Raw genomic sequence first — 17,081 nt, 5'->3', positions numbered from 1 at the left:
GGCACCGGAACAAACACCGCGGCGAACAGGGTTCAGAACGGCGCCTGCGGGCCTTCGTCGCGGCCGTCGCTCTCGTCGGTCGTCTCGCCGGGGAACGAAGGCTCCATGCCGCCGTGGCCGCCCTCGCCGCCCTCGCCGCCCTCGCCGCCCATGCCCTCCATGCCGGTGTCGGCGTGGACTTTCGTGATTTCGGGAATCTCCTTGACCATCCGGCTCTTGATCGCCTGAATCGTCATGGGGGAGATGCCACAGCCCGAACAGGCGCCGCCGAGCTGGATGCTCACCTCGCCCGTCTCGGTGTCGATGTGCTGGATCGCCGCGCTCCCGCCGTGCATCTGGATCTGCGGGAAGTTGCGCCGCAGGAAGTTGGTGATCCGCTCCCGGAGGTCGTCCTCGCCGTCGGCGTCCTGAGCGTCGGTACTCATGCGCAGAACAAGGATACCGACGGGCTTAGGCCTTTGGTTCGTCCGAGTCCTCGAGGTCGAAGACCGCCCGGAGTTCCCCCTCGATCTCCTCGACGTAGCGCGACAGCGTCGCCTCCAGTTTCTCCTCGTCGACGATCACCGCGGTCACCCGTTCGGCCGGGTTCTCGGGGAGTTCCACGCGGAACTCGCCGTCCTCGTAGAACGGCTCGGATTCGTTGAGCACCTGCTGGTCGATGGCGTGAACGAGTTCGGAGTCGAACCGATCGTTCATCGTCTCGAAGGCGTTCTTGTACGCCCGCTGGAGTTCGGTGAAGTAGTTGGCGTACTTGTCCTCGAACTTCTCGGGGTCGAACTCGGCCATGGGCGCCCTTGCGGGGGGGTGGAGAAAAGTCGGACGGTTACCCGCCCGTCCTCGCCCCGGGTCACGGACCGGGACGGCCGCGTAACGCCCTCACTCCTCGAAGAGATCCGTCGACAGATACCGCTCGCCGGTGTCCGGGAGGACGACCACCGTCGTCTCCGACGGGTTGGCAGTCGCGTACTCGGTCGCCGCGGCGAGCGCCGCCCCCGAGGAGATGCCCACGAGCAGTCCCGCCTCGCGCCCGAGGCGCCGCGCCGCCGCCCGCGCCTCCTCGGCGGTGACCGCCCGCACCTCGTCGATCAGGGCCGTGTCCAACACGTCGGGCTCGAACCCCGGGCCGATGCCCTGGATGTCGTGGCCGTCCGTACACGTCTCGGAGACCGTCGGCGAGGACGCGGGTTCGACGGCGACGGCCGTCACGGGGTCGTCGCGCGCCGCGAAGTGTTCGGCGACGCCCGTGACGGTGCCGCCGGTGCCCACGCCCGCGACCACGGCGTCGACGTCGCCGCCAGTCGCGCGATCGATCTCCGGCCCGGTCGTCTCCCGGTGGGCTCGCGGGTTCGCCGCGTTCTCGAACTGGCGCGCGAGGACGGCATCGTCGGCGTCGGCCAGGTTCTCGGCCCGCCGGTTTGCCCCCGTCATCCCCTCCTCGGCCGGGGTCAGTTCCAGTGTCGCGCCGAGGGCGGCGAGCATGGTTCGACGCTCCGTCGACATGGATTCCGGCATCGTCAGCACGCAGTCGTACCCCCGGGCGGCGGCCACGGTCGCCAGACCGATGCCCGTGTTCCCGCTGGTGGCCTCCACGACCGTCCCGCCGGGCGAGAGGTCGCCCGACGCCTCCGCGGCGTCGATCATCGCCCGAGCGATCCGGTCTTTCACCGAGTAGGGGTTGGCCGCCTCCACCTTGCCGAGCAGTCCGGGCGCGAAGCCGTCGAGCCGAAGCAGGGGGGTGTCCCCGATCAGCGCCTCCACGGAGTCGACGACTCGCGACCCGTCCCCTCGGTCGGCCGTCACGCGGTCGCTCATGCTCGCCGCTACCCCGGCACCGCGGGTAAGGGTTGAGCCGAACCAGTTCGCTATCCGAGCTGTTCGGCGACCAGGTCGTCCACCGCCGCCACGAACGCCGCCCGCTCGCCGTCGGGGATGGTCGCCCCCGCGGCGACGTCGTGGCCGCCGCCGTCGCCGCCGACCAATCGCGCCGCCTCCCGCATGGCCGCGGAGAGATCGAGGCCCTCCCGAACCAGCCGGTGTGAGCCGCGTGCGGAGACCTTCACCTCGTCGTCGCCCGCCGCGGCGAACGCGACGATGGGCAGGTCGCGACGCACGCCGTCGGCGCCCAGCGCCATCCCGGCGACGATGCCCACGATGGTCTCCCTGATCCGGCTGCCGGCGTCGAACCACTGGACGTGATCCTCGACCGTGACGCCCTCCGATTTCACCAACTCCAGTCCGTTCGAGAGGTTCTTGCGGTGGTTGCGCAGGAGCGTCCGGGCGCGCTCCAAGGCCGCCCCGCGGTCGCCGAGACACACCGCCAGCCCCACGTCCGCGCGCTCGTAGCGCGCCGTCGCGTTCAGCAGGGTGGAGAACTCGCTCACGTCGCGCAGTTCGGTCCCCTCGGCCTCGGCGGTGAGCGTGTAGGTCGTCCCGATCAGGTCGTTCACGCGGTCGGCGGGGACGCCGCTCGACACCGCCCGCTTGAGCAGCGCGCTCGCGACCGTCCGCCGGTCGTCGTCCGCGAGGTCGACCCACCGCTTCCACTCCCCGGCGTCGGCCTGTGGCCGACTGCCCGAGGAACGTGGTTCCTCCCCATCGTCACGCAGGTCGGCGTCCAACTCCGCGAGGAAGGCGACGGCGCCCGCCGCGTCGCCCGTGATCCCCGGAATCCGGACGTCGCTCGCGTACTCCAGCAGTTTCGGGAGTGGCCGTGTCTGGCGCCCGTACACCGCGAGGTCTGTCCGTTCGGCGAGGACGCCCGCCTCGACGCCCTCGGTGACGATTCCCGCATTGGCGCCGACGAGGCCGTCGACCCCGCCCTGCATGTCGCCGACGGCGCCGACGACCGCGAGCGCCGCCAGGTCGCGGTTGTCCCCGCCCGCGGGTTCGAGGGCGCGGGCGAGGACGTACGCCGCCCCGGCGCCGGAGAGTTCGCTCGCCCCGTCGATCCCTTCGAGCAGGGGGTTCAGGTGGTGGGTCGTCGTCGCGTCCGCCGGCTGGTGGTGGTCGGCGATCACCGGATCGAACGCGCCCCGTTCCTCGAAGGCGGCGATCACGTCGAGTTGCCCGCTGCCGAAGTCGGTAAAGAGGACGGTGTCGTGGTCGGTCGCTGCGATCCGTCGGATCGCCGCCCCGTCCAACTGTTTCTCGAAGACGGTCTCGAAGGGGATGCCCGCGCGCTCCAGTGCCGTCGCGGCGACGGCGGCGCTCGTCAGGCCGTCGGCGTCGATGTGGGACGCGAGCAGAACGGCGTCGGCCGCCCGGAGGCGGTCGGCACACGCCGCCGCCCGCTCCGCGAGTTCGGGTACCGGTCCCATCGTCGTCGACTCCGTCGCCATCGCGGATAAACCCTCTCACCCCCCGTCGGCGCGCAGGCGGGCGACCGTCTCGCGGGCCAGCGCCTCGAAGGTCGCCTCGCTGGCCACCACGTCCACCGCGATTCCCCTCGCCTCGGCGGTCTCGCAGGTCGGCTCGCCGATGACGCCGACGACGGCGTCGTTCAGCCCCGCGACCGCGGCGTCGCGACCCCCGCGTTCGGCGGCCGCGTCCAGGAAGTGCTCGACCGTCAGCGACGAGGTGAAACAGGCGGCGTCGAGGGCGCCGGCCGCCGCGAGCGCCGCCGACTCGCCCGCTCCCTCGGGGCGGACCAGCCGGTAGAGCACCGTCTCGTGGACGTCGGCGCCGGCCGCCCGGAGGCCGTCGAGCAGGACCGGACTGCCGTGGTCGCTCCGGGCCACCTCCACCGTCGCGTCCGCGGCCCGGTCGGCCAGCAGGTCGACCAGCCCCGTCGAGGAGAACTCCTCGGGCACCAGATCCACCGCGTAGCCCGCCGCCTCCAGTGCGTCGGCGGTCTTGGGGCCGATGGCGACGACCGTCGCCGCTCCCGGCTCCCACCCCGCCGCCGCGACGAGTTCCGCGCCCGTCTTGCTCGTGAACACGACGTAGTCGGCCGCCCGCGGGGTCGCGTCCGTGGGCTCGACCGCGAGCATCGGGTCGGCGACCGCCTCGGCGCCGAGGTCGTCGAGGAGCGACCGGGCCGCGGCCAGGCGGTCGTCGTCCGGACGGAAGACGGCGACGCGCGGGCGGTCCCCGGTCACGCCTCGGCCTCCGCACGGGCGCGCTCGATCAGGTCCGCGGCGCCCGCCTCGCGCAGTTCGGACGCGAGCGCCGCCGCCGCGTCGGCGTGGTCCGTGATCGGCAGGTCGGCGGTCCGCTCGATCGCCTCCTCGCCGTCGAGCGAGAGGACCTGTACGGTCACGTGGACGTACTCGCCCTGGACGACGGCGTAGACGCCGATGGGAGCGATGCAGCCACCCCCCAGCTCCGCGAGGACCGTCCGTTCGACGGTCGTCTCGACGCGTGATACCGGATCGTCGACGCGGTCGTGGATCGTCTCGGTCGCCGCACCGTCCGCCCGGGCCGTCACCGCGATGGCGCCCTGCCCCGGCGCGGGGACGAACCGCTCTTTGGGGAGCCGGCTCGTCTCGACGGTCTCCAGCAGCCCGCTCCGCGCCAGCCCCGCCTCCGCGAGGACGACGGCGTCGTACTCCGTCTCCACGGCGCGTTCCATCGCCCCGCGCTCCAGTTCGGCGAGCCCGTCGAACCAGTCCTCGACCGATCGGTCGAACGCGTCCGGATGCTCGCCCTCGTCCTCGTCTTCCGCGTCCAGCCGCCGCTCGTGTTCGCGCTGGAGCTCCGGCGCGAGCAGCTTCTCCAGACGCGTATCGACGTTGCCCCGGAGCGGCTCGATCCTCAGATCCGGCCGCGCCCGGCGCAACTGCGCTCTCCGCCGGAGCGACGAGGTGCCGACGACGGCACCCTCGGGCAGCTCGTCCAGGTCGGTCCCGTCGGGTGTCACCAACACGTCGTCCGCGGGCGCACGCTCCGGGACCCCGGCGACCACGAGGGCCGCCGGCGACTCCGTGGGCATGTCCTTCATCGAGTGGACCGCGGCGTCCACGTCGCCGTCGAGTACCCGCTCGTCGAGCGCTCGGACGAACGCGCCCGTCTTCCCGAGGCGGTGGATGAGTTCGTCACGGATCTCGTCGCCGCGGGTCGACACCCCCACCGTCTCGACCGTGCGGTGTGGCCCGTCGAGTCGGTCGCTGACGCTCGCCGTCTGTCGGCGGGCGAGGTCGGACTCGCGCGTCGCTAGCCGGATGGTCCCGCGCGTGTTCATGTCCGATGGTCGCTCCCGAGGGTGAAAAGCCCACCAGTTCCCGGTTGCGAGCGGTCGGCCAGCGGGGTGGCCGGTCGCCGACCACCCGCCGTCGTGTCCTACAGTACGTCCTGATACGCGTCGATCGTCCGCTGAACGTCAGCCTCCGTGTGGGCGTAGCTGACGAACTGCGCCTCGAACTGGTTGGCGGTGAGGAAGATCCCGCGATCCCGCATCTCCTGCCAGAACACCCGCTCCCAACGGTCGGTCTCGGCGGCAGCCACGTCCGCGCCCGTCTTGGGACAGGCGTCGAAGTTGGGACAGTCTTCGCGCTGGCGACAGCCGGCCTCACAGCGGCCCTCGCCGCCGCTCCCGTCCCGGGTGAGGATGGTCTTGAAGATGCTGCCGGTGCCGACGACGGTGTACTCCGGGGCGCGCTCTTCGAGGACGTCGGTGATGCCCGCACGCAACTGCTCACCAAGCCCGTTCACGTGTTCGTAGACGTCGTTCTCGGCGGCGTAACGCAGCGTTTCGAGGCCGGCGGCCATCGTCACCGGGTGGCCCGAGAAGGTCCCGGACTGGAACACGTCGCCGCCCGGAGTGAGGTGTTCGACGATTTCGGCCCGGCCGCCGACGGCGCCGACGGGGAAGCCGCCGCCGACGATCTTGCCGAGGGTCGTCAGATCCGGCGTGATGCCGAACTCGCTTTGGGCACAGCCGAGTCCGCCGACGCGGAAGCCGGTGATGACCTCGTCGAAGATCAGCAGCGAGCCGTACTCGTCACAGAGGTCACGCAACGACTCGTGGAAGCCGTCCACGGGCATCACCACGCCCATGTTGCCGAGGATGGGCTCGGTGAGGACGGCCGCGATGTCGTCGCCGTGAGTCTCGAAGACGTCCGCGACGGTGTCGGTGTCGTTGAACGGGACGGGAATAGTGTGTTCGGCGAAGGCGTCGGGGATGCCCGGCGAGGACGGGTGGACGTCCCCGGGACTGCCCTCCACGAGCGTGGACTCCTGGGCGCCGTGGTAGCCGCCTTGCATGACGACGATCTTGTCCCGTCCGGTGTACGCTCGCGCGAGGCGGACCGCGGAGACGGTCGCTTCCGTCCCCGAGTTGACGAACCGGAGCATCTCGATCGAGGGGACGTGTCGGGTCACGAACTCCGCGAGGTCGACCTCGACTTCGGTGGGGGCGCCGTACATCGGCCCGGCGCTGGCGTGTGACTGGATGGCCGCCTCCACCGGGTCGGGCAGGTCGTGACCGTACAGCAGCGGGCCGTACCCCATCACGTAGTCGAGATAGCGGTTGCCGTCGGCGTCGACGACGTGGGCGCCGTCGCCGTGGTCGACGAAAAACGGGTAGGGCATCGTGGCCCGCACCGACGAATTGACACCGCCGGGCAGCACCGACAGCGCCCGGTCGTACAGCGCTCGGGAATCGTCGTGGTTCATACCTACGGCTGTGCGCCGCTGCGGAAAGAATGTACTGGGTTACAGCAGAAACGGCAATCGCGTGGGTGCTCGCCGCTCGCCCGCGGGCCGTGGGATTCGGGGGCCGCTCAGACCGCGTCGGGCCCCTCCTTGCCCGTCCGGACCTGGATGGCGTTCTCGACGGGCATGATGAAGATCTTGCCGTCGCCGGGGTCGCCCGTGTTCGCGCTCTCGCGGATGGCGTCCGCGACGTCCATCGCGGGCACGTCCGCGACCACACACTCGATTTTCACCTTCTGGTGGAGGTCGACCGTGTACTCCTCGCCGCGCCACTGGCTCTTTTTGGCGGGCTGGGAACCGCGGCCGGAGACGTTCGTCACTGTGATCGAGGGGGCACCGACCTCGGCGATGGCCTGCTTCACGTCGCCTAGCTTCTCCGGGCGGAGCATGGCGACGACCATCTTGATCTCGCTGCCACCGTCGGTCCGGACGATCTCGCCGCCGTCGGTGCGAAGCTCTGTCCGCTCGCCGCCGTCCGGAACTGCGTCGGGCTGATCGCCGAACTCGGGGTACGTGTCGACGCCGTGTTCGGCCACGTCGAGTCCTTCGCGCTCGTGATCGGGCGAAACGCGGGCCTGCCCGATGGCTTTCAGAACGCCGAACACCGCCGCCGTCGCGACGATAGTCCAGGCGCCGATGACGGTGACGCTGACGATCTGTGCGAGCAGGACCTGCGCCGAGAATCCGTTGATCGAGACGAACGGGAGCAACACCGCCCCGAGGGCACCGGCGCTCCCGTGGACGGGGTAGACCGCACAGACGTCGTCGATCTTGAGCCGCTTCTCGACGAACTTGAAGACGATGGGAAGCTGTCCGCCGGCCAGCAGGCCGACCAGGAGCGCACCCCACCACGTCGAGAGGTTGGTGATGCTCGTGATGCCGACGAGGCCGGCGAGCATCCCGTTGGCGACGTAGAGCGTGTCGACCTTGTCGGTCTGGAGCAGCGAGACGCCGGCGGCGCCGATCGCCCCGGCGCCCATCGCCAGCGTCGTCGTCAGCGCGACGCGACCGACCGTCTCGGCGAAGGCGCCCAGCGCGACGGAGCCCTCCTCGACGACGAACACCGAGGCGGCCGTGCCGACGTTGAAGCCGTACCAGCCGAAACAGAGGATGAGCGTCCCCAGCACGGCGAAGGTCATCGAGTGGCCGGGAATGACGTTCGCCGAGCCGTCGTCGTTGTAGCGATCCATCCGCGGACCGAGGACCCACGCCGCCGTGAGGCCGGCGACGCCGCCCATGCCGTGGACGATCATGCCCCCGGCGAAGTCGCTGAACCCGACGCCCAGCACCGACGAGAGGTAGCCACCACCCCACGTCAGCCCCGTCACGACGGGGTAGATGACCGCCGAGAGGACGACGGTGTACGTGACGTACGCGCGGAGTTTCGCGCGGCCCGCCACGGCGCCGCTGACGATGGTCGCCGCCGTCATGGCGAACACCGCGCCGAACAGCCAGCCGATCCACGCGTCGGAGCCGCCGGTGATGTAGCCGAACGGATCGGCACTCCCGCCGACCATTCCGGAGACCCCCGCGCCGATCAGGAAGTAGACGATGACGCCGATGCTCCAGGTCAGCATGTTCTTCGTCAGCTGGTTGGCGACGTTCTTCGACCGCACCTGGCCCGCCTCCAGCATGGCGAAGCCGGCGTGCATGAAGAAAATCAGGAAGGTGACGGTCAACACCCAGACGTTGTTGACGCCGGAGACGACGGTCGACGGGTCGACCTGCAGCGGCGTCAGCATCCGTCCCCCTCCTCGAACGGTACTTCGCTATCAGTGCTTGGACAGACGTTCGCGTTTTCGAATTCTTCTACCATGTTCGTTCTCCGTGTTGCGATAGAAGGTACTGTTACGACATAGTATAAGGATTAGCGTTTACAAACGTTTGTATAACGGGTGTGAAGTAGACGCTCGTCAGGTTTAATATCGGATAAGGGTTGTATAAGGATGTAAAATGCGGGATAGCGGGACAAATGTTGCCCGAAAATCGGACGAACGTTTTGTCAGTGAACCTGTATGATTCGGGGCCGGTGCGCGCTCACGCGTCCCGGCAGTCGGGGGCGACGTCCTCGGCGAAGTAGGTCACGATCAGGTCGGCGCCCGCGCGCTTGAGCGAGAGCAACGACTCCCGGGCGGTCGCCTCCAGGTCGAGCCACCCCTGTTCGGCGGCGGCGTGGATCATCGCGTACTCGCCGCTGACGTTGTAGGCCGCGACCGGGCGGTCGAACTCGCGGCGGACGGCGCTCACCACGTCGAGGTAGGGGAGGCCGGGTTTGACCATCAACACGTCCGCGCCCTGTTCGACGTCGAGGCGGGCCTCCCGCAGCGCCTCCTGGCCGTTCGCGGGGTCCATCTGGTAGTGGCGACGGTCGCCGAAGGCGGGGGCGCCGTCGGCGGCGTCACGGAACGGGCCGTAGAACGCGCTCTCGTATTTCGCGGCGTAAGACATGATTCCCACGTCCTCGAAGCCGGCGTCGTCGAGACCGCTCCGGATCGCACCGACCATCCCGTCGGTCATGCTGGAGGGGGCGATCATCTCCGCGCCCGCCGCCGCGTGCGAGACGGCAGTCCGTGCCAGGAGGTCGAGCGTCGCGTCGTTGTCGACGGTCAGAGTGGGATTCTCCCGTGCGTCTGCCTCCAGTACCCCGCAGTGCCCGTGCTCGGTGTACTCACAGAGACAGACGTCGGTGATGACCGTCGCGTCCGTCGCCGCGGTGATCTCGCGCGTCGCCCGCTGGACGACGCCGTCCTCGGCCCAGGCGCGTGACCCCTCGTGGTCCTTCGACGCCGGGATGCCGAAGAGGATGACGGCCTCGACGCCCGTCGCCATGATCTCTTCGACGCGGTCAACCGCCGCGTCGACGGGGACCCGTTCCTGTCCGGGCATCGATTCGATGGGCACCCGCTCCTCGGCGGTCGCGTCGACGAAGACGGGCGCCACCAGATCGGTCGCGTGGAGTTCGGTCTCGCTGACCAGCGGGCGGATGCCGTCGCGGCGGAGTCGCCGCGGGCGGTCTGTCTGCTCCATACGGACGCCTCGCCCGGGACGCTCAAAACCCCGTCGTTCGTGCGGACACGCAACCGCTATATTCTTCCACCGTCGACCGTACGGCGTGCCCACGCCGCTCCAGGTCGCACAGTTGCCCACCACCCTCCGCGAGTTGCTCGCCGCCGACTACGGCCTCCTCGTCCTCTTCGCCGTGTTCGTCCTCGAAGGGGCGATGCTGCTGTACGTCGTGCCGAGCGAACTCGTCGTCCCGGGGGCGCTCGCCCTCCTCGGCGGGTCCGTCGCGAACGCCGTGATCGTCGTCGCCGTCGCCGTCGCCGGCGCGACGGTCGGCCAGTTCGCCCTGTTCACGCTGGCCAAGCGTGCGGGACGGGAGCGGCTGCTCCAGTCGCGGTGGTTCCGCGTTAGCGACGACGCCCTCGCACGCTTCGAGGGCTGGTTCGACCGCTGGGGGCCGGTGGTCGTCCCCGTGAGCAACACGCTCCTGTTCACGCGGGGGATGGTCACGGTGCCCGCCGGCCTCGCCGACATGGACGACCGCCGGTTCGTCGCCCTCTCGGCGCTCGGGACCCTCTCCTTCGAGGCGATTCTGGCCGGGCTGTATCTCTGGTTCGGAACGGTGCTGTGAGCGGGGGGCGGGCGAGAAAAGAGCTACTCGGTCCGATCGATGTCGATCTTCTCGCGGAGCGCGGCGAGGTCGTCCGACTCCGCGAGTTCCTCCAACCGCTCGCGGAAGTGGTTCTCGCAGAGGCCGACGCGAATCCCCTCCTTCTCCGCCGCGTAGGCGGCCTCGCGATCGCAGTAGTGGCAGTTCATACTCCGGGTAGGTGCTCCCCCCGGTTTAACCCTGCGCATCCGGCAGATACGACGCGAACCGGGCGTACGCCGCGGCGTCCAGTCCGGCGACGCCGAGTCGCCGATCGTGGGCGTCGCTCCCACCCGTCGCCAGCAGGTCGTGGGCCTCGATCACCGCGTCGAGACGGTCCGTATCCACCGGCGCGTCGTACGGGTAGTACCGTTCGACCGCGTCCAGTTCCGGCGCGAGTTCGAGCGCCGCGTCCGGGTCGGCGTACCGAAACGGGTGGGCCAGCGAGACGACCGGGCAGGCGTCCGACAGCAGGTCGATCCCGCGTTCGACCGACGGCACCTCACGTGGGACGTAACACGGCCCGTCGTCGCCGATGAGCCGGTCGAACGCGCCCGCGTAGTCGCAGGCGGCGTCACTCTCCGCCACCGCGCGTGCGACGTGTGGCCGGCCCACTCCGGGTTCGAACGACACGTCAAGCTCGACGCCGAGGCGGTCCTCGATCCGCTCGCTCATCCGACGCGCCCGGCACATCCGGTCGCGCTGCAGTCGATCCAGCTCCGCCCGTAGGGCCACCGTCTCCGCCGCCCCGTAGCCGAGCAGATCGATCCGTCCCGTCGCCGTCTCGACCTGGAGTTCGATCCCCCGGATCATCGTCACGCCGTCGCGGACGATCACGGGGGCGTCCAGCCCCGGGTGGAGCCGGTCGTGGTCGGTGACGGCGACCACCTCGACGCCGGCCCGCCGCGCGGCCCCCGGGAGAGCCGAGAGCGACAACCGCCCGTCCGAGACGGGCGTGTGTACGTGCAGGTCGGCGACGACGTCCATATCTTTCCCTCGCTACCCCCGCCGATAGACCTTGTGCCCGACTCACGCCGTCGTCCCGCGTGACACCAGCTGACGCGGTGACGGTGTGCAATTAAGGATGATTAAAGACTTGTCTCGCATTAAGGTCGTACATGGAAAACCATTATATTTATCGAACCCTTGGAACCCAGTGATGAGGTTCAACGGCACTGGCGAAATGATCGAAGCTCTCGACTACCCGACTACCACCGACGAAATCATCGACAACCACGGTCAATACGAACTCGAACTCCAGCGTGGCACCGAACAGGTCGGTGAGATTCTCGAACGACTGGGGACCGAAGAGTTCGAGACGCCCGAGGAGGTCCGGCTCTCGGTTCGCTCCGCGGTCGGTCACAAAGCCATCGGCCGGCGCTTCTACAGCGACCGCGACCCGACGGCTCTCGGCGAATCCGGCCCGACGCCGCTGTCACTCTAATCGAGTATCGCGTCCAGTTCTAGCGGCACGGATCCCTTCAGATACCCCGCCGTCCGTCCGTCCGGCCGCATCCGGTAGACGACCACCGGTCGGTGACCCACGTCCGGACGGGCCTCCTCGACGGCGAACCAGTCGTCGTCCGGGAACGACGAACAGTCGACGAACAACACCACGCCACCCGCGTGTGCCGACAGCTGTCCGTCCGTCTTCGTCCGCGTCGTGTCTCGCACGGCGGCCGCCGGCGTCCCCGCGGAGCGGCGGTTCGGCGGGAGCGGCCGTGTCACCTCCACGAGCGGCTGCTCCCCGCTCTCGGTGCGCGCTTGGAAGTCGATGGAGTGGCCGGTCGTCACCTCGATTTCGGGCTGGGGATCGTAGCCCGCGTCGGCCAGGAGTTTCGCGGCGTGGAACTCTCCCATCGTCGCTGCCATGCGCGTCAGATCCAGCCGTTCGGACGTGCCGAGTTTCCCTGCCATCGTCTCCCGGTCGTCGTCGAGGACGCCCGTCGAGAGGACCGACTCGTAGAACGCCAGCGCGTCGTCGGCGTCGGCGTCCGGGAACCCTGCCGCGTGCTCCGAAAAGAACTCGCGTGTCGTCCACCGACCGTCCTTCGAGAGGAAGACGGGGAGGAAGAACCACGAGAGGTGGGGGTAGGGTTCGAGCCACGGCGACTGCTCGTGCAGTTCCGCGAGGAGTTCGCGCTCGGCCCACTCTGCTACGGCCACCGGGACTTCGGTGAAGCCGTACTTTTCGGTGCGCCAGAGGCTCGACGGCGTCTCCGTGTTGCCGAGCCAGTAGGCGCCGTCGTCGTTCCAGCAGAACAGCGCCGTATCGCCGTTGTCGACGTCGAACCGACGTGCATCGTATCCGTCCGGCGGTTTGAACCACGGCCGACGACTGGTCGCGCCCAAGTTGTCGTCCAGCGGTTCGGCCACCTCGGCGCGGACGCGGCCGTCGGTCCAGCGACCGGGGGCGTATCGAAAACGAAGGGGTCGTGCCACGTCGTCCGGTACGCTCTCGGACGATTTACGCGTTCCGTCCCCGACTGGGACGTCCGTTACATATATATTCGGAGGTGTCCAAGCCAGTATGTACCATGTCAATGGGTGCCTATGACGAGGACGAGCACGAACGCCGCGCACAGAAAACGGGGCAGGTCGACGCGGATTTCGACGACGACCGGTCGGAGTTCCGAGGGACCCTCTCGTACGAATCCGGAGACTCCACCGAAGCCCTCCTGGATCAGTTCAAACAGCTCCAGGGCGAGTGACGACTATTCCGCCGTCCGCAGCCGTATCGTCGCCGCCGTCACCACCACCGCAACGGCGCCGACGTGACTCACCAGCGCCCCGACCAGCAGCGTGTCCCCCCACACGACGGGGACGAGTGCCAGTTCCAGTAAGGCGAACCCGGCCGTGGCGGCGTCGATTCGTCGGCATCGGCGCGCCGTCTCGGCGTCGACCCGATAGCGGCCCGACCGCCACAGCGAGACCAGCGCGGCCCACCAGGCCGTCCCCGACCGGTAACAGAGGTCCCAGAGGAGCAACAGCGCCACGAACACCACGGGGACGGGCGGCGCCTCGGTGCCGACGAGGGTCGCGAGCGGCGTCGGTGCCCCCCCGCCGACCAGGTACGCCGTCAGCGCGGTGAACGAGAGCACCCCGAAGAGCACCTCGACGCTCGACCCGAACAGGAGCCGACGGTGGGCGGCCGAGAGGGTGGCCCCGCGTGCCGCCGCCCCGATGCGGAGCATGGCGACGCTCCCCGCCGCGGCGACGCCGACTGCGACGGTGCCGGCGCCGACGGCCCGTGCCGGCAAGCCGTAGCCGGCGCCGACGCCCAACACGAGCGTCTCGAAGAGGACGACCTGGACGCTCACGGCCTGCCGAGTCGTGAGTCGGAGACCGGGAATCCCCCCCACGAGGCTCTCGTACACCCAGGCGTCGCCGAAGGTCGGTCCGTCGCCGTTGCCCGTCGCGGTCCGCCGGTTCACGTCCCCGTCGCTCCCCGTCACGCCGGCGCCGCGTCTGCGCGCGATCCCTCCTCCCCCGCGAGCGCCCGCCGAACCGCCCCGTCGAACGGCGTCGGATCGACCGGAACGACCTCCCGGAGTCGGTCGTCGTGGACCACCACCGGATTCTTCAGCCCCGCGATCAGCGGCCGGGCGACGCGCCAGGGCACGTCGGTCATCAGACCGACCCAGTACGCCGAGAGCCGCGGGGTCAACACGGGGACCGCGACGATGATCGGTTCGTGACCCAGATGCCGCCCCGTCCGCCGGAGCATCTCGGCGTAGGTCAGCACCTCCGGCCCGCCGACTTCGAAGGTCTCGCCCGCCGTCTCGGGTGCGTCGAGCACGCCGACGAGAAACGCGATCACGTCGTCGACGGCGATGGGCTGACACGGCGTCCGCACCCACCGCGGCGTCACCATCACGGGGAGACGCGTGGCCAGTTGGCGGATCATCTCGAAGCCGGCGCTCCCCGCGCCGACGATGATGGCCGCCCGGAGCGTCGTGAGCGCGTACGTCCCCGTCGCCAGCACCCGTTCGACCTCGCGGCGCGAGCGGAGATGCGTCGAGAGGCCGTTCCGCTCCTCCCCGAGGCCGCCGAGGTAGATCACTCGCTCGACGCCCGCGTCGCTTGCGGCCCGGGCGAAGCCCGTCGCCGCCTGCCGATCGCGGGTCTCGAAGTCGTCACGCGCGGTCATCGAGTGGACGAGGTAGTACGCCGCCTCGACGTCGAGGGCGGCGGCGTACGACGCCGGGTCGAGCAGGTCGCCCTCGACGACCCGGACGCCGTCCGGCGGGTCGTAGCGGTCGGCGTCGCGAACGAGGACGGTCACCTCGTGACCCGCGTCGACGAGTGCGGGGACGAGACGGCCGCCGACGAACCCGGTGGCTCCGGTGACGAGGACGCGCATACCTCTCCGGAGGGCGGCCAGGGGATTAATCGTTCGCGCTCCGGTGGACTCCCCAGCGTCCGTGGACTCCCCCGACGGCGACCTTCGCCCGTCGCCTGCGATGCCGTCCCGCCGCGACCGACCGCAGGGCTTTCCCGCCCCGCTCCCCCGACGTCGGGTATGAGCGCCGATCCCTGTGACGGCTGTGGGACGGACGTTCCCGTCGCGGGCGGGGCCGGGAACTTCTGGACGTTCGAAGCGGAGACCACCGGCGGCGTCACGCTCGAACTCGCCGACGGCACCGAGCATTTCCTCTGTTTCGACTGCATCGAGCGCCTGCCCGACGACCGCGAGGTGACCGCCGCCGACGTGGCGGCGCTGTCCGAATAATTTTACAGTCGAACGGAAGTCAACGGAACGGCCCGACATCCCCGGATGTCGAACCGTTGCCGACAGTTCCGTTCGACAGTATTACCTGCGGCGCCCGGCAGGAGTCACCGTGGACCCCGAGCGCATCCGTCCCTCGTTTCCGGCCCCGTCCTTCCGTGGCAACCAGCGCGAGGCGCTGGAAGACATCCGTGCGGCCTTCGCCGCGGGCAACGACGTGGTGCTGGTTCGCGCGCCGACCGGGAGCGGGAAGTCGCTGCTGGCCCGCGCCGTCGCGGGTGCCGCTCGCACGCCCGACGACGCCGACCCGGCGCAGGCGACCGGCGCCTACTACACCACGCCGCAGGTGTCACAACTGGACGACGTCGCCGCGGACGACCTGCTCTCGGATCTCGCCGTGATCCGGGGGAAGTCGAACTACACCTGTATCCTCCCCGACGAGACGACGACGCCCGTGGACCGGGCACCCTGTGCCCGCGAGTCGGGCTACGACTGCACGATACAACACCGGTGTCCGTACTACGCCGACCGCGCCGTCGCCTCCAACCGATCCATCGCGGCGATGACGCTCGCCTACTTCATGCAGACCGCCGGCTCGGAGGTGTTCGGCACGCGCGACGTCGTGGTGATCGACGAGGCCCACGGCCTCGCGGAGTGGGCGGAGATGTACGCCACCGTCGACCTCCGGCCCGCGACCGTCCCCGTCTGGGACGACGTGGGCATCCCCGACGTCGCCGCCGCCGACGCCCCCCTGGATCGGACGGCCCGCTTCGCCGAGACGCTCGCCGGCGTCTGTGAACGCGCCGTCGAGGAACTGACCGCCACCCCGGAACTGACCGCCGCCGAGGCGGCGCGCCGGGACCGCCTGCAGGACCTCCGTTCGGAGCTCCGGTGGTTCGTCTCGGACTACCGCGACCCGACCAGCACGACGACGTGGGTCGTCGATCAGCCCGGCGGCGAGGGGACAGCCATCACGATCAAACCGCTCGATCCCGGGCGCTACCTCCACCACACCGTCTGGGATCGGGGGAACCGGTTTGCCCTCCTCTCGGCGACCATCCTCGACAAGGTGGCGTTCTGCCGTGGCGTCGGCCTCGACCCGTCGAACGTCGCTCTGGTCGACGTCCCGCACACGTTCCCCTTGGAGAACCGGCCGCTCTACGACGTGACCCAGGGGAAGATGACCTACGAACACCGCGACGAGACGCTGCCGGACGTGGCGCGTCTGCTGGTGCGGCTGATGGCCCGCCACCCCGACGAGAAGGGTCTCGTCCACTGCCACTCCTACGCGATCCAGGAGCGGTTGGCCGACCGACTCGACGACTTCGGCGTCTCGGCCCGGATCAGCGCTCACGACCGCGAGGACCGCGACCGGGCGCTGGAGGCCTGGAAGGACGGCGACGAGCCGACCCTCTTTCTCTCCGTGAAGATGGAGGAAGCTCTCGACCTGCGCGGCGACCTGGCCCGCTGGCAGGTGTGCTGCAAGGCTCCTTACCTGAACACGGGCGACTCGCGGGTGGCCCGGCGGCTGGAGGACGGGCAGTGGGCGTGGTACTACCGGGTCGCCCTGCGGACGGTGATCCAGGCAGCCGGTCGGATCGTCCGCGCACCCGACGACCACGGCGCGACTTACCTCGCGGATTCGAGCCTGCTCGAACTCTTCGAGCGTGCCCGAAGCGACATGCCCGAGTGGTTCGCCGACGCCGTCGACCGTCGAACCCGTCCCGACCTCCCCGAGTTCGACCCGTCGGCGGCGCTCGCCGGCGTCGACGCGACGACGGACACGGCCCGCCACGGTTCCGCCGGTCGGTCGGCGTCCCGCACGGCCGGTGACCGGCGGTCGTCGCTCGACACCGGCGGGACGGGCGGTGCCGACGGCGGCGAGACCGGCCCCTCCGACACCACCGCCGACGACGCCGCGGACGACCATCCGCTCTCGGACGTGTGGGGCGAGTGAGTGGCCTCCCTCGACAACCGTTCCCGTACGTAACGGCCTAAAACCCTCCGTGTCCGTGGTCTGCGGTTCCATCTCACGGAAATCTTAGGCCC

At 69.8% G+C, this 17,081-nt stretch carries 19 protein-coding genes; 5 read left to right on the top strand and 14 right to left on the bottom strand.

The genetic code is table 11. From position 1 onward, the window contains the following. Window positions 1-32 precede the first annotated feature (32 nt). From NBT82_RS14690 to hemB, 9 genes are all read right to left on the bottom strand, one after another. Window positions 33-425, bottom strand: a complete 393-nt coding sequence (locus NBT82_RS14690; protein WP_251328854.1) for a NifU family protein — start codon at window positions 423-425, stop codon at window positions 33-35. A 25-nt stretch (window positions 426-450) separates the two neighbouring features. Further along, window positions 451-786, bottom strand: a complete 336-nt coding sequence (locus NBT82_RS14685) for a DUF5783 family protein (RefSeq protein WP_251328853.1) — start codon at window positions 784-786, stop codon at window positions 451-453. A gap of 90 nt (window positions 787-876) precedes the next feature. Then, window positions 877-1,812, bottom strand: a complete 936-nt coding sequence (gene cysK / locus NBT82_RS14680) for a cysteine synthase A (RefSeq protein ID WP_251328852.1) — start codon at window positions 1,810-1,812, stop codon at window positions 877-879. Window positions 1,813-1,862: 50 nt separating this feature from the next. Further along, on the bottom strand, window positions 1,863-3,317 hold the full coding sequence (gene recJ, locus NBT82_RS14675) for a RecJ family nuclease (RefSeq protein ID WP_251328851.1): 1,455 nt from the start codon (window positions 3,315-3,317) through the stop codon (window positions 1,863-1,865). Window positions 3,318-3,353: 36 nt separating this feature from the next. Further along, on the bottom strand, window positions 3,354-4,097 hold the full coding sequence (locus NBT82_RS14670; protein ID WP_251328850.1) for a uroporphyrinogen-III synthase: 744 nt from the start codon (window positions 4,095-4,097) through the stop codon (window positions 3,354-3,356). Further along, window positions 4,094-5,179, bottom strand: coding sequence for a hydroxymethylbilane synthase (hemC, locus tag NBT82_RS14665; protein WP_251328849.1), 1,086 nt, complete (start codon window positions 5,177-5,179; stop codon window positions 4,094-4,096). The genes NBT82_RS14670 and hemC overlap by 4 nt, the downstream gene beginning before the upstream one ends. Window positions 5,180-5,277: 98 nt before the next feature. After that, window positions 5,278-6,612 carry a glutamate-1-semialdehyde 2,1-aminomutase gene (hemL, locus tag NBT82_RS14660; RefSeq protein ID WP_251328848.1) on the bottom strand — a complete coding sequence of 445 codons (1,335 nt, stop codon included), beginning with the start codon at window positions 6,610-6,612 and terminating at the stop codon, window positions 5,278-5,280. A gap of 107 nt (window positions 6,613-6,719) precedes the next feature. Further along, window positions 6,720-8,393: an ammonium transporter gene (locus tag NBT82_RS14655; RefSeq protein ID WP_251328847.1), complete on the bottom strand. Its 1,674-nt coding sequence runs from the start codon at window positions 8,391-8,393 to the stop codon at window positions 6,720-6,722. A 295-nt stretch (window positions 8,394-8,688) separates the two neighbouring features. Continuing rightward, window positions 8,689-9,678: a porphobilinogen synthase gene (hemB, locus tag NBT82_RS14650; protein ID WP_251328846.1), complete on the bottom strand. Its 990-nt coding sequence runs from the start codon at window positions 9,676-9,678 to the stop codon at window positions 8,689-8,691. An 85-nt stretch (window positions 9,679-9,763) separates the two neighbouring features. Here hemB and NBT82_RS14645 point away from each other — a divergent pair, with 85 nt between their 5' ends. Beyond that, window positions 9,764-10,285: a DedA family protein gene (locus NBT82_RS14645; RefSeq protein WP_251328845.1), complete on the top strand. Its 522-nt coding sequence runs from the start codon at window positions 9,764-9,766 to the stop codon at window positions 10,283-10,285. 23 nt (window positions 10,286-10,308) lie between these two features. Here the strand turns inward: NBT82_RS14645 and NBT82_RS14640 are convergent, their stop codons facing one another. Both NBT82_RS14640 and NBT82_RS14635 read right to left on the bottom strand, forming a co-directional pair. Next, on the bottom strand, window positions 10,309-10,473 hold the full coding sequence (locus tag NBT82_RS14640) for a DUF6757 family protein (protein WP_251328844.1): 165 nt from the start codon (window positions 10,471-10,473) through the stop codon (window positions 10,309-10,311). Window positions 10,474-10,498: 25 nt separating this feature from the next. After that, window positions 10,499-11,290, bottom strand: coding sequence for a PHP domain-containing protein (locus NBT82_RS14635; protein ID WP_251328843.1), 792 nt, complete (start codon window positions 11,288-11,290; stop codon window positions 10,499-10,501). Between the two features lie 172 nt (window positions 11,291-11,462). On the opposite strand from NBT82_RS14635, the gene NBT82_RS14630 reads away from it, so the two are divergent. After that, window positions 11,463-11,747, top strand: a complete 285-nt coding sequence (locus NBT82_RS14630; protein ID WP_251328842.1) for a DUF5789 family protein — start codon at window positions 11,463-11,465, stop codon at window positions 11,745-11,747. On the opposite strand, the gene NBT82_RS14625 is transcribed toward NBT82_RS14630, so the two are convergent. After that, entirely contained in the window at window positions 11,744-12,745 is a 1,002-nt protein-coding gene (locus NBT82_RS14625; RefSeq protein ID WP_251328841.1) for a DUF5784 family protein, read from the bottom strand. The genes NBT82_RS14630 and NBT82_RS14625 overlap by 4 nt on opposite strands. Window positions 12,746-12,840: 95 nt before the next feature. On the opposite strand from NBT82_RS14625, the gene NBT82_RS14620 reads away from it, so the two are divergent. After that, a complete protein-coding gene (locus tag NBT82_RS14620) occupies window positions 12,841-13,014 on the top strand; it encodes a DUF5786 family protein (protein WP_345780655.1) in 174 nt (57 codons plus the stop codon). A gap of 3 nt (window positions 13,015-13,017) precedes the next feature. Here NBT82_RS14620 and NBT82_RS14615 read toward each other — a convergent pair whose 3' ends face one another. Next, window positions 13,018-13,758, bottom strand: coding sequence for a DUF7530 family protein (locus NBT82_RS14615; protein WP_345780654.1), 741 nt, complete (start codon window positions 13,756-13,758; stop codon window positions 13,018-13,020). Further along, entirely contained in the window at window positions 13,755-14,666 is a 912-nt protein-coding gene (locus tag NBT82_RS14610; protein WP_251328840.1) for an NAD(P)H-binding protein, read from the bottom strand. The genes NBT82_RS14615 and NBT82_RS14610 overlap by 4 nt, the downstream gene beginning before the upstream one ends. A gap of 159 nt (window positions 14,667-14,825) precedes the next feature. On the opposite strand from NBT82_RS14610, the gene NBT82_RS14605 reads away from it, so the two are divergent. Both NBT82_RS14605 and NBT82_RS14600 read left to right on the top strand, forming a co-directional pair. Further along, window positions 14,826-15,035, top strand: a complete 210-nt coding sequence (locus NBT82_RS14605; protein WP_251328839.1) for a DUF7561 family protein — start codon at window positions 14,826-14,828, stop codon at window positions 15,033-15,035. Window positions 15,036-15,144: 109 nt separating this feature from the next. Then, on the top strand, window positions 15,145-16,989 hold the full coding sequence (locus NBT82_RS14600) for an ATP-dependent DNA helicase (protein WP_251328838.1): 1,845 nt from the start codon (window positions 15,145-15,147) through the stop codon (window positions 16,987-16,989). Window positions 16,990-17,081: the final 92 nt, after the last annotated feature.

This window comes from Haloplanus sp. HW8-1 (assembly GCF_023703795.1).
GTDB classification, from domain to species: domain Archaea; phylum Halobacteriota; class Halobacteria; order Halobacteriales; family Haloferacaceae; genus Haloplanus; species Haloplanus pelagicus.
The sequence above is the reverse complement of the archived record's forward strand: the minus strand, read 5'-3'. Positions and strand labels throughout refer to the sequence as shown.

Bases quoted from the DNA above. Each gene is read 5' to 3' on its own strand.
- NBT82_RS14690 (WP_251328854.1), bottom strand. From the start codon at position 425: ATGAGTACCGACGCTCAGGACGCCGACGGCGAGGACGACCTCCGGGAG.
- NBT82_RS14685 (WP_251328853.1), bottom strand. From the start codon at position 786: ATGGCCGAGTTCGACCCCGAGAAGTTCGAGGACAAGTACGCCAACTAC.
- cysK (WP_251328852.1), bottom strand. From the start codon at position 1,812: ATGAGCGACCGCGTGACGGCCGACCGAGGGGACGGGTCGCGAGTCGTC.
- recJ (WP_251328851.1), bottom strand. From the start codon at position 3,317: ATGGGACCGGTACCCGAACTCGCGGAGCGGGCGGCGGCGTGTGCCGAC.
- hemC (WP_251328849.1), bottom strand. From the start codon at position 5,179: ATGAACACGCGCGGGACCATCCGGCTAGCGACGCGCGAGTCCGACCTC.
- hemL (WP_251328848.1), bottom strand. From the start codon at position 6,612: ATGAACCACGACGATTCCCGAGCGCTGTACGACCGGGCGCTGTCGGTG.
- NBT82_RS14655 (WP_251328847.1), bottom strand. From the start codon at position 8,393: ATGCTGACGCCGCTGCAGGTCGACCCGTCGACCGTCGTCTCCGGCGTC.
- hemB (WP_251328846.1), bottom strand. From the start codon at position 9,678: ATGGAGCAGACAGACCGCCCGCGGCGACTCCGCCGCGACGGCATCCGC.
- NBT82_RS14640 (WP_251328844.1), bottom strand. From the start codon at position 10,473: ATGAACTGCCACTACTGCGATCGCGAGGCCGCCTACGCGGCGGAGAAG.
- NBT82_RS14635 (WP_251328843.1), bottom strand. From the start codon at position 11,290: ATGGACGTCGTCGCCGACCTGCACGTACACACGCCCGTCTCGGACGGG.
- NBT82_RS14630 (WP_251328842.1), top strand. From the start codon at position 11,463: ATGAGGTTCAACGGCACTGGCGAAATGATCGAAGCTCTCGACTACCCG.
- NBT82_RS14620 (WP_345780655.1), top strand. From the start codon at position 12,841: ATGTCAATGGGTGCCTATGACGAGGACGAGCACGAACGCCGCGCACAG.
- NBT82_RS14610 (WP_251328840.1), bottom strand. From the start codon at position 14,666: ATGCGCGTCCTCGTCACCGGAGCCACCGGGTTCGTCGGCGGCCGTCTC.
- NBT82_RS14605 (WP_251328839.1), top strand. From the start codon at position 14,826: ATGAGCGCCGATCCCTGTGACGGCTGTGGGACGGACGTTCCCGTCGCG.